This is a genomic window from Sulfuricaulis limicola, from assembly GCF_002355735.1.
GTDB lineage: Bacteria > Pseudomonadota > Gammaproteobacteria > Acidiferrobacterales > Sulfurifustaceae > Sulfuricaulis > Sulfuricaulis limicola.
Window position 1 is genome coordinate 2,473,529 of the sequence record NZ_AP014879.1, and the last position, 10,790, is coordinate 2,484,318.

The 10,790-nt window shown below is 61.8% G+C and carries 10 protein-coding genes; 1 reads left to right on the top strand and 9 read right to left on the bottom strand.

The window, feature by feature from the left end; translation table 11 throughout:
• Positions 1-44 precede the first annotated feature (44 nt).
• The 7 genes from pyk to SCL_RS12005 form a co-directional block, all read right to left on the bottom strand.
• Positions 45-1,487, bottom strand: coding sequence for a pyruvate kinase (gene pyk, locus SCL_RS11975; protein ID WP_096361417.1), 1,443 nt, complete (start codon positions 1,485-1,487; stop codon positions 45-47).
• Between the two features lie 55 nt (positions 1,488-1,542).
• Positions 1,543-2,724, bottom strand: a complete 1,182-nt coding sequence (locus SCL_RS11980) for a phosphoglycerate kinase (RefSeq protein ID WP_096361418.1) — start codon at positions 2,722-2,724, stop codon at positions 1,543-1,545.
• Between the two features lie 114 nt (positions 2,725-2,838).
• Positions 2,839-3,837: a type I glyceraldehyde-3-phosphate dehydrogenase gene (gene gap, locus SCL_RS11985; protein WP_096361419.1), complete on the bottom strand. Its 999-nt coding sequence runs from the start codon at positions 3,835-3,837 to the stop codon at positions 2,839-2,841.
• Between the two features lie 131 nt (positions 3,838-3,968).
• Entirely contained in the window at positions 3,969-6,011 is a 2,043-nt protein-coding gene (gene tkt, locus SCL_RS11990; protein ID WP_096361420.1) for a transketolase, read from the bottom strand.
• Positions 6,012-6,358: 347 nt separating this feature from the next.
• Positions 6,359-7,174 carry an inositol monophosphatase family protein gene (locus SCL_RS11995; protein ID WP_096361421.1) on the bottom strand — a complete coding sequence of 272 codons (816 nt, stop codon included), beginning with the start codon at positions 7,172-7,174 and terminating at the stop codon, positions 6,359-6,361.
• Positions 7,171-7,584, bottom strand: a complete 414-nt coding sequence (locus SCL_RS12000) for a hypothetical protein (RefSeq protein WP_096361422.1) — start codon at positions 7,582-7,584, stop codon at positions 7,171-7,173. The genes SCL_RS11995 and SCL_RS12000 overlap by 4 nt, the downstream gene beginning before the upstream one ends.
• Positions 7,585-7,689: 105 nt before the next feature.
• Positions 7,690-8,250, bottom strand: coding sequence for a thioredoxin family protein (locus SCL_RS12005; protein ID WP_096361423.1), 561 nt, complete (start codon positions 8,248-8,250; stop codon positions 7,690-7,692).
• Positions 8,251-8,447: 197 nt separating this feature from the next.
• Between SCL_RS12005 and SCL_RS12010 the strand changes: the two genes are divergently transcribed.
• Positions 8,448-9,800: an adenosylmethionine--8-amino-7-oxononanoate transaminase gene (locus SCL_RS12010; RefSeq protein WP_096361424.1), complete on the top strand. Its 1,353-nt coding sequence runs from the start codon at positions 8,448-8,450 to the stop codon at positions 9,798-9,800.
• 65 nt (positions 9,801-9,865) lie between these two features.
• Here the strand turns inward: SCL_RS12010 and SCL_RS12015 are convergent, their stop codons facing one another.
• Positions 9,866-10,321 carry a chemotaxis protein CheW gene (locus SCL_RS12015; protein ID WP_096361425.1) on the bottom strand — a complete coding sequence of 152 codons (456 nt, stop codon included), beginning with the start codon at positions 10,319-10,321 and terminating at the stop codon, positions 9,866-9,868.
• A complete protein-coding gene (locus SCL_RS12020; protein ID WP_172426041.1) occupies positions 10,321-10,764 on the bottom strand; it encodes a chemotaxis protein CheW in 444 nt (147 codons plus the stop codon). The genes SCL_RS12015 and SCL_RS12020 overlap by 1 nt, the downstream gene beginning before the upstream one ends.
• Positions 10,765-10,790: the final 26 nt, after the last annotated feature.

The following is a 10,790-nucleotide window of genomic DNA, read 5'->3' on the forward strand; positions in this document are numbered from 1 at the left end:
AACTCCTCTCGATACGTTATTAATTGAATTTGAAATCTTGCGGGTCAGGTAAATTCCGGCAGATTGCCCACCATGGCGATCTTCATGGCGTTGGTGCCGCCCAGCACGCCCGTCAAATCTCCCTTGGTAATGATGACCAGATCCCCGTCACGCACCGTGCCCCGCCGCCGCAATTCATCGATGGCTTCCTTGTTGACGGTCGCGTGATCAGACGTCGATACCTCGAAAACCACGGGATAAACACCGCGATAGAGGCTCACCTTTCTACGCGTCTCAACATGGCTCGTCAAGGCGTAGATCGGCACGCCCGAACTGATGCGCGACATCCACAGAACAGTAGACCCGGATTCTGTAAGGGCAGCGATGGCCTTCACCGCCAGGTGATTGGCCGTGTACATGGTGGCCATGGCAATGGCTTCGTCCACGCGATGAAACATGGCGCGCATGCGGTGCGCGGACGTAGTCACTTCCGGCTCCTGCTCGGCCACGCGGCAGACCCGGTCCATCGCCATCACCGCCGCCGCCGGATGCTTGCCGGAAGCGGTTTCAGCGGACAGCATCACCGCGTCAGTGCCGTCGATCACGGCGTTGGCGACGTCGGACACCTCGGCGCGCGTGGGAATGGCGCTTTCGATCATCGACTCCATCATCTGCGTCGCGGTGATCGAGGCCTTGTTGCGTTCGCGCGCCATCCGGATCAGCCGTTTCTGGATCGGCGGCACGGCCGCGTCCCCCATCTCGACCGCGAGGTCGCCGCGCGCGATCATTATCGCGTCCGAGGCGTCGATGATGGCCTCGATGTTCTGAACCGCTTCCGCGCGTTCGATCTTGGCGATGATGCCGCCGTGACCGCCGGCGGCGCGCAACAGCTGCCGCGCCTCGTTGACGTCATCGGCGCTGCGCGGGAAGGAAATGGCGACATAGTCGGCCTTCATCTGCGCGGCCACGAGGATGTCCGCGCGGTCCTTGTCGGTCAGCGCCTTGGCCGTGAGCCCGCCGCCCTGGCGGTTGATGCCCTTGCTGTTCGAGAGTTCGCCGCCCACCACCACGCGGCAGGTCACCGCGCTGCCGTCCACCTTGTCGACCCACAACACGATGCGCCCGTCGTCCAGCAGCAGCGTCACGCCGCGTTCGACGTCCTGCGGCAGCGGTTTGTAGGTGACGCCGACGCGCTCTTGGGTGCCGGCATCGAGCGGATGATCCACGTCCAGGACGAAGGTCTCGCCTTCCGCCAGCTTGATCGGGCCGTTCTTGAATTTGCCGATGCGGATCTTGGGGCCCTGCAGGTCCACGATCACGCCGATTTCACGCTCGTGCGCCTTGGCGCGCTCGCGCACGGTCTCGGCGCGGCGCACGTGCACTTCGTGCCGGTCATGCGAGAAATTGAGGCGGACCACGTCCACGCCGGCCTCGATCAGCTTGTCGATGACCTTGGGATCTTCCGTGGCCGGACCGATGGTGGCGACGATTTTGGTTCGACGGAGCAAATTAACTCCTTGTATGGATGGAAGTCGCGAATGCGGGGACACGGATTCCACCGAATTATTTCTTGGCCCGTTCTTCGAGGATGGCGACGGCCGGCAGTTTCTTGCCCTCGAGGAATTCCAGGAATGCCCCGCCCGCCGTGGAGATGTAGGACACCTTGTCGTAAATATTGTATTTCTGGATCGCGGCGATGGTGTCACCGCCGCCCGCCAGGGTAAAGGCCGGGGTCGCGGCAATGGCTTCGGCGATCTTTTTGGTGCCGGCGCCGAACTGGTCGAATTCGAACACGCCGACCGGGCCGTTCCACACCACGGTGCCGGCCTTCATGATGATGTCCGCAAGTTCCTGGGCGCTCCGGGGGCCAATGTCGAAGATCATGTCATCGTCGGCCACGCTGCCGGCATCCTTCTGCACCGCCTTTTCACTGGCGTCGAACTTCTTGCCCACCACCACGTCGACCGCGATCGGAATCGTGGCGCCGCGCTTGGTCATTTTTTCCATGAGCGTCCTGGCGGTCGGGATGAGGTCGTGCTCGGCCAGCGACTTGCCGATTTTCTTGCCGGACGCCGCGAGGAAGGTATTGGCAATGCCGCCGCCGACCACCAGCTGGTCCACCTTCTCGGACAGCGACTCGAGCACGGTGAGCTTGGTCGAGACCTTGGAACCGCCGACGATGGCGACCATCGGACGCTTCGGATTGAGCAGGGCCTTGGTCAACGCCTCCAGCTCTTCCGTCAGCAGGATGCCGGCGCAGGCCACCGGCGCGAACTTGGCGACGCCGTGGGTCGAGCCCTCGGCGCGGTGCGCGGTGCCGAAGGCGTCCATGACGAACACATCACAGAGTTTCGCGTACTTCTGCGCGGTTTCGTCGACGTTTTTCTTCTCGCCCTTGTTGAAACGCACGTTTTCAAGCAGCACCAGCTCGCCGGGAGCGACGTCGAAGCCGCCGTTGACCCAGTCCTTGATCAGGCGCACCGGCTTGCCGAGCTTTTTGGATAGTTCGTCGGCAACGGGTTTGAGCGAATTCTCTTCCGAATATTCACCCTCGGTCGGACGGCCGAGATGCGACATCACCATGACTTTGGCGCCGGCCTTCAGACAGTGATTGAACGTCGCCAGCGAGGCGCTGATGCGCGCGTCGGACGTGACCTTGCCGTCCTTCACCGGCACGTTGAGGTCGGAGCGGATCAGGACACGCTTGCCCTTGAGATCGAGATCGGTCAGCTTGATGACGGACATGTTTCTTTTAAACCTGTATAAGAATTTTAAACCGCCAGGGCGCCAGGGCCGCCAGGAAAAGCAATTTGATTCTGGAAAACCTGGCGTTCCTGGCGTCCTGGTGGTTCGATTTGTTTACTTCGCGACGTGCTGCACGAAACGCATCATGTTGCAGGTGTAGCCGTACTCGTTGTCGTACCAGGACACGACCTTGACGAAGGTCGGGTCGAGCGCGATGCCGGCCTCGGCGTCGAAGATCGACGGCATGCTGTTGCCGCGGAAATCGGTCGAGACCACCTTTTCTTCGGTGTACCCGAGCACGCCCTTGAGCTCGCCTTCCGAGGCCTTCTTCATGGCTGCGCAGATCTGCTCGTAGGTCGCTTCCTTGTTCAGCTCGACGGTCAGGTCGACGACCGAAACGTCTGAGCTCGGGATGCGGAAGGCCATGCCGGTGAGCTTCTTGTTCAGTTCCGGCAGCACCTTGCCCACGGCCTTGGCGGCGCCGGTCGAGGACGGGATGATGTTTTCCAGGATGCCGCGGCCGCCGCGCCAGTCCTTGCTGGACGGGCCGTCGACGGTCTTCTGCGTCGCGGTGGCGGCGTGCACGGTGGTCATCAGGCCGCGCTTGATGCCGAAATTGTCATTCAGCACCTTGGCGACCGGGGCCAGGCAGTTGGTGGTGCAGGACGCGGCGGACACGATCTTCTCGCCCGCGTACTTGGTGTGGTTCACGCCGTACACGAACATCGGCGTCTCGTCCTTGGACGGGGCCGACTGCACGACCTTTTTGGCGCCGGCGGCGAGATGCTTCTCGCAGGTTTCCTTGGTCAGGAACAGGCCGGTGGATTCGACGACGATATCGGCGCCGACTTCGCCCCACTTGAGCTCGGCGGGGTCCTTGACGGCGGTCAGGCGGATCTTCTTGCCGTTGACGATCAGGTTGTTGCCCTCGACCTGGATGTCGCCGTTGAAACGGCCGTGCACGGAGTCGTACTTCAGCATGTAGGCCAGGTAGTTGGGCTCGAGCAGGTCGTTGATGCCGACGATCTCGATGTCCTTGAAGTCCTTCGCCACCGCGCGGAACACCATGCGGCCGATGCGGCCGAACCCGTTGATACCGACTTTGATTGCCATACCCGATCTCCAGAAAGTTGAATTTAAATGATTTTTGAAACCGCAAATAAACGCAGATGAACGCTGATTAACAAGATTCCGTTTTGTCTTTTATCTGCGTTTATCCGCGTTCATCTGCGGTTCCGAATTTCTTACAAAACCTCTTCCACGATCTTCGCGACGTTCTCGCCGGTGAAGCCGAATTCCTTGAACAGTGCGCCGGCCGGGGCGGATTCGCCGAAGCGGTCGAGACCGACCACGCGGCCTTCCAGGCCCACGTACTTGTGCCACACGGCGGTCACGCCGGCTTCGACGGCGACGCGCGCCACACCCTTGGGCAGCACGCTGTCGCGGTACGCCGCGTCCTGGGCGTCAAAGGTATCCGTGGAAGGCATCGACACCACGCGCACCTTCTTGCCCTTGGCGGCGAGCAGCTTCTGCGCCTCCACGGCGATACCGATCTCGGAGCCGGTGGCGATGATCACGGCCTGTGGCTTGCCGCCTTCGGCCTCGGACAGCACATAACCGCCGCGGGCAATCGCCGCGAGCTGCTGGGCGTCGCGCTTCTGGTGCGGCAGGTTCTGGCGCGAGAAGATCAGGCACGAAGGCCCCTGCTTGCGCTCGACGGCGAACTTCCAGGCCACCGCGCTTTCCACAGCGTCGCACGGACGCCACACCGACATGTTGGGAATGAGCCGCAGCGTCGCGGTCTGCTCGACCGCCTGGTGCGTCGGGCCGTCTTCGCCGAGACCGATGGAGTCATGGGTGTAGACGAAGATCGACTGGATTTTCATCAGCGCCGCCATGCGCAACGCGTTGCGGGCGTACTCGGAGAACATCAGGAAGGTGGCGCCGTAGGGGATGAAGCCGCCATGCAGGGCAATGCCGTTCATGATCGCCGACATGCCGAACTCGCGCACACCATAATAGATGTAATTGCCATCCGAGACGGTGTTGCTGATGCCCTTCGAGCCCTTCCAGATGGTCAGGTTGGAGCCGGCGAGGTCGGCCGAACCGCCGAGAAATTCCGGCAGCAGCGGGCCGTAGCCATTCAGGGTGTTTTGCGAGGCCTTGCGCGAGGCGATGGTCTCGGCCTTGGCGTCCACGCTCTTGATGAACTCGGCGCTCTTCGCGGCCCAGTCCTTCGGCAGTTCGCCCTTGATCACGCGGCGCTCGAACTCGGCGGCCAGTTCCGGATATTCCTTCTTGTAGGCGGCGAATTTGTCATTCCAGTGCTTCTCGGCAGCCGCGCCCTTCGATTTCGCGTCCCAGCCGGCGTAAACCTCGCTCGGAATCACGAACGGTTCGTGGTTCCAGCCGAGATTTTCGCGGGTGGCCTTGATCTCGTCGTTGCCGAGCGGCGCACCGTGGCAATCATGGCTGCCGCACAGGTTGGGCGCGCCGTAACCGATGACGGTCTTGCAGCAGATCATGGACGGCTTGTCGTTGACCGAGCGCGCCTCCAGGATGGCCTTGCGGATGGAATCCGGGTTATGCCCGTCGACGTCGCGCACCACGTGCCAGCCGTAGGCCTCGAAACGCTTCGGGGTATTGTCGGTGAACCAGCCCTCGACGTGACCGTCGATCGAGATGCCGTTGTCGTCGTAAAACGCGATCAGCTTGCCCAGGCCCAGCGTGCCGGCCAGCGAGCAAGCCTCGTGCGAGATGCCTTCCATCAGGCAGCCGTCGCCGAGGAATACATAAGTATAGTGATCGACGATGTGATGGCCGTCGCGGTTGAAGCTCCCGGCCAGCACCTTCTCGGCGATGGCCATGCCCACGGCGTTGGTGATGCCCTGGCCCAGCGGGCCGGTGGTGGTCTCGACACCGGGCGCGTAGCCGTATTCCGGATGGCCCGGGGTCTTGGAATGGAGCTGGCGGAAATTCCTGATTTCCTCCATCGGCAGGTCGTAACCGGTCAGATGCAGCAGCGAATAAAGCAGCATCGAGCCGTGGCCGTTGGACAGCACGAAGCGGTCACGATCCGCCCACTTCGGGTGCGCCGGGTTGTGCTTGAGGAAGTCGTTCCACAGGACTTCGGCGATGTCGGCCATGCCCATGGGGGCGCCGGGATGGCCGGAGTTGGCCTTCTGCACCGCGTCCATGGAAAGCGCGCGGATGGCGTTGGCCAGCTCGCGCCGGTTGGTGGATGTCTTGCCTGCGCCCGCCTTGGGGGCCTGGGTTTCTACCGTCATGGATTAATCCTCAATGCTCGAAATCTTGTCGACCCGAACCGGTCTTGCCGGTTCGCGTCCGTCGTGGGCGCCAATTCCGGAAACAACAACACCCCTTGGCACCGTTGGGCTGGTCAGTCACCAAAGGGAGTGGAAACCGGATACGCCTGATGATTCTTGTCTGTTTTAAGGGCGCCGTTACTGGATACACGCGGCAACCGGGCCTTGGCACAGTTCCTCAAACCGCGCGCATTTTCGCTCACGCCCGGTTTTTGGGCAATAGCCGGTAATCGTCCCCGTTCCTTCCGTTATCCGCCCATAAACAGGTTTTTGTGCATGAAGCGGTTATTCCGTAAGGGATAAAACAATCAATCGCGAACCGGCTTCCAGTTGGCGTCGATCCAGGTTTTCCAGAGCGAGAACAAAGCCGGCGTGGCTGCCGCCGCCACCGAACGGGGTTTAAGGCTGTAATTGAAAATATTTTCGCCGTCGAGCGTCGTGGCCACGCCACCGGCCTCGGCCAGGATCAGGCTGCCGCCGGCGTAATCCCACAGCTTCTGCCCGCCATGCAGATACAGATGGAAACGGCCGTCCGCGAGCCAGCACCATTCCAGGCTGCTGGCGCCGAAGTTACGCTGCGAACCGTAAGGCGGATAGGCCCCCAGTTGCGCGGCCAGCAGCGGCTGCAGGCGCTTGAAATCCACCGACGCCATGCAGCGGCGCAACTCGTCCGGCGGCGGCGGTTCGTGCACCCCCAGCGTCATCTCGTTCAGGCGCGCGCCCTGGCCGCGGCGCGCCATGAAACATTCGTCGCGCACCGGATCGTAGACCATGCCGAGTTCCTGCCGGCCATTGATGATGAGCGCCAGCGAAACCGCAAAATACGGAATGCCGGTGGCGAAGTTGCTGGTGCCGTCCAGTGGGTCCACGCACCACAGGCCCTGCCCGCCGGCGGTCAACAACTCGTGCTCGTCCACGGTCATCTCCTCGCCGAGGAAGTCATACTCCGGCCAGTGGCGTGCCAGATCGGATTTCAGCCGCTTCTGCATGGACACGTCAGCCACGGTCACCACGCTGCCGTCGTGCTTGATGTGGCGAACGACGTCCGCGAACAGCGGGATCAGTTCCTCGCGCGCCGCGATGCGCACGATGTCCCACAGGGTATCCAGCGAGGGCAGCGTCATCGGTTTTTGCCGTTGAGCGGGATCACGCGCGCCTGGCCGCCGTGCACGGACTTCTGCTCCAGACTTTGCAGCGCCTTGTGAAACTCGCCCTGTATCCGTCGCATGATCTCCGCGCCGGCCGGCGAGTAATAGACGGCTTCGTAGGCAACCGGCTGGTCGAGGGATTGCCGCGCCTGCGGCGCAAAACGCTGCCATGCCAGCTCGATCATGCGCTTGCCCTCGCGGTCGACGAAAATGAATTCCTCGCCATCCACCACGGCGAGAAACTGCATGCTGCGGATCGGCACGAACAGGCTGCCGGCGGCAGCGCGTTTGAGCAGCACGCGCGCGAGGTTATAAGTCTCGGCCGGCAGCGTGCGCGGCTCGCGGGACAGCTCCGGCGGACGATAAAAAGTTTCCTCGACGATCATTTTATGAATTCTTTTGCCACAGAGATCACAGAGGACACAGAGAAAAACACTAGCTGATGATTTTCATGTTCTCTGTGATCTCTGTGCTCTCTGTGGCTAACGATATTATTCCTGCGTTCCCTTCCACTTGATCGAGCAGCCCATGCTCGGGATCTGGTCCTTCGGCCCCTGCCCGGTCTGCGCCACCTGCTTCATGGCCTCGAACAGGTCGCGCCGCGCGTTCGGCACCGCTTCCTTGCGCGACTCGTCCAGCCGCCCGCGATACTGCAGCTTCAGGTCCCGGTTGTAACCGAAGAAATCCGGCGTGCACACGGCGCCGTAGGTCTTGGCGACTTCCTGGGTTTCATCGTACAGGTACGGGAACGGGAAATTCAGTTCCTGCGCCACCCGCTTCATGTTATCGAAGGAATCTTCCGGGTAATCCGCGGGATCGTTGGACATGATCGCCACCGAGTTAACGCCCTGCTGTTTCAGCTCGCGCGCATCGCGGATGATGCGGTCGCGCACGGACTTGACGTAGGGGCAGTGGTTGCAGATGAACATCACCAGCAGGCCATTCTTCCCGCGCGCCTCGTTCAGGGTCCAGATTTTTCCGTCCACGCCGGGCAGGCGGAAATCCGGGGCCGACTGGCCGAAATCGCACACCGGAGTTTCGGTACGTACCATGATGCATCCTCCACAAAACCTTGGAACTTCTAACAAAAAGAAATTCAACCGCCAGGGCGCCAAGAACGCCAAGTTTTTTATCTCTAAAAACAGCTTTTCTTGGCGACCTTGGCGTCTTGGCGGTTCAAAATCATATTCATTCTGTTAGGGGCTCTTAATTAACATGGGGCAACCCGCCCTGTATCATCAGGCAGTCTATGGATAACGACTCCCTGGCGCAACGTGACCGGCGGGTGCTATGGCATCCCTGTACACAGATGCGCGACCACGAAACCCTGCCGCCCATTCCCATCCGCTGCGGCCAGGGCGTGTGGCTGGAGGATTTCAACGGCAAGCGCTATCTCGACGCCATCAGCTCGTGGTGGGTCAACCTGTTCGGCCACGCCAATCCGCGCATCAACGCCGCCATCCAGAACCAGCTGCAAAATCTCGAGCATGTAATTCTGGCGGGCTTCACACACGAGCCGGTGGTGCGGCTCTCCGAGCGCCTGATCGAAATCGCGCCCCGGGGACTCGCTCACTGCTTCTATGCCTCGGACGGTTCCGCGGCGCTGGAAATCGCCCTGAAAATGAGCTTTCACTACTGGCAGAACCGCGGCGAGAAAAAGCGCACGCGCTTCATAAATCTTGCGAACAGCTATCACGGCGAAACCCTGGGCGCGCTTTCCGTCGGCGACGTCGCTCTGTACAAGGAAACATACAAGCCGCTGCTGCTGGAACCGATCGCGGTCAAGTCCCCGGATTGCTACCACCGCGAGTCCGGCGAATCCTGGGCCGATTACTCCACCCGCACGTTCGCGGACATGGAACGGGCTCTGGAGCAGTACGCGGGCGAGGTTTGCGCCGTGGTGGTGGAACCGCTGGTGCAATGCGCCGGGTCCATGCGCATGTACGATCCGGTGTACCTGAAACTCCTGCGACAGGCCTGCGACAAATATCGCGTCCATCTCATCGCCGACGAAATCGCCGTGGGCTTCGGCCGTACCGGCACGATGTTCGCCTGCGAACAGGCGGGCATCACTCCCGATTTGTTGTGCCTCGGCAAGGGTCTGACCGGCGGCTATCTGCCGCTCTCGGCATGTCTGACGACCGACGAGATCTACCAGGCGTTCTATGCCGAATACAACGCGCGCAAGGCGTTCCTGCATTCGCATTCCTACACCGGCAATCCGCTCGCCTGTTCCGCGGCTCTGGCCACGCTCGACATCTTTCGCGATGACGACGTGCTCAACCGCAACCGCAAACTCGTGACGCACATGGCACGAGCGACGGCAGCGCTCGCCGAACATCCGCACGTGGCCGAGGTACGCCAGACCGGCATGATCCTGGCGATGGAAATGGTGAAGGACAGAAAAACGCGCGAGCCGTTTCCGTGGCAGGAGCGGCGCGGACTGGCGGTATACCGTCATGCGCTCGAACAGGGCGCGCTGCTGCGCCCGCTCGGCGACGTGATCTACTTCATGCCGCCGTACGTGATCACGTCGGAGGAAATTGATTTTCTGGCGCAGGTGGCGCGGGAGGGAATTGAGGCGGCAACGCGAGGAGATTGATTCCTGATTCCTGATTGCGGAGGCAACTGCAAACCAGAATCAGGAATTAGAAATCAGGAATTGATTTACGGGTAGAAGGCTTTTTTCAGCGCTTCGAGATCGGGGATCAGCATCAATCGGCCATCCACCTTGAGGCCGGCGGCGATGTAAGGCGAGCCCGGCAGTTCCGAACCCTCCGCCACCGGCTGGCTGCCGTCCAGCACCTGCGGCCGCGGCTCGCCGGTGGCGAACATGGCGAAAAATTCCCAGTCCTTGCGCCCGCCAAGCGGGTAAAAAATGACGAGCTTGCCGCTGGCAGGCGCGGCCTTGACCGGAGTTCCCAATAGCGTTTCGAAGGAAATCACCGGGACCGCGAGCGTGCGCCAGCCGATCGCGCCATTCATCCACGGCTGACCGAAGGGCACCGGGGCCATGTATTGCGGATTGATGACCTCCGCCACCGCGGCGCTCGGCACCAGCAGCGTCATGCCATCCAGCGGGACCTCCAGCGAATGCAGGCGCGGACCGGCGGGTTTCTTCATCACGCGTCTCCCAGGCTCTGCAGGTAGGCGACAAAGGCCTTGGGATCGAAAACCAGCACGATGCGATTGCCCGTCACCCAGGCGCCGGAAAACAGATGGCCCCGGCGCGTCGGCGCCAGTCCGAGCGGCGTGAAGGGCGAAACCACGGTTTCCGAGCGCGGCACCAACTGCACCTCGTTCACCACCAGCCCGACGGCGTGCGGCGACGCCTCCAGGAACACCGCGCGGTGCCAGTCGTCATGCCGCATGACCCGCAACATGCCGTCCAGACAATACGCCGGCAATCGCTGTGAACGCAGCGATTGCCACGCCGCAACATTGCCATCGGGGGATTTGTTGGTGATCAGGTGCTCGCGCTGCTCGATGGTGAAGCCCGAGGCGCTGGGCAGGAGGTAACTGGTTTCTCCCAGTTGCAGGCGCAGATACTGGTTGGGATCGGCCAAGGTATTTATCCCCCGGGCGCCCGGCG

Bases quoted from the DNA above. Each gene is read 5' to 3' on its own strand.
- SCL_RS11980 (WP_096361418.1), bottom strand. From the start codon at position 2,724: ATGTCCGTCATCAAGCTGACCGATCTCGATCTCAAGGGCAAGCGTGTC.
- gap (WP_096361419.1), bottom strand. From the start codon at position 3,837: ATGGCAATCAAAGTCGGTATCAACGGGTTCGGCCGCATCGGCCGCATG.
- tkt (WP_096361420.1), bottom strand. From the start codon at position 6,011: ATGACGGTAGAAACCCAGGCCCCCAAGGCGGGCGCAGGCAAGACATCC.
- SCL_RS11995 (WP_096361421.1), bottom strand. From the start codon at position 7,174: ATGACGCTGCCCTCGCTGGATACCCTGTGGGACATCGTGCGCATCGCG.
- SCL_RS12000 (WP_096361422.1), bottom strand. From the start codon at position 7,584: ATGATCGTCGAGGAAACTTTTTATCGTCCGCCGGAGCTGTCCCGCGAG.
- SCL_RS12005 (WP_096361423.1), bottom strand. From the start codon at position 8,250: ATGGTACGTACCGAAACTCCGGTGTGCGATTTCGGCCAGTCGGCCCCG.
- SCL_RS12010 (WP_096361424.1), top strand. From the start codon at position 8,448: ATGGATAACGACTCCCTGGCGCAACGTGACCGGCGGGTGCTATGGCAT.
- SCL_RS12015 (WP_096361425.1), bottom strand. From the start codon at position 10,321: ATGAAGAAACCCGCCGGTCCGCGCCTGCATTCGCTGGAGGTCCCGCTG.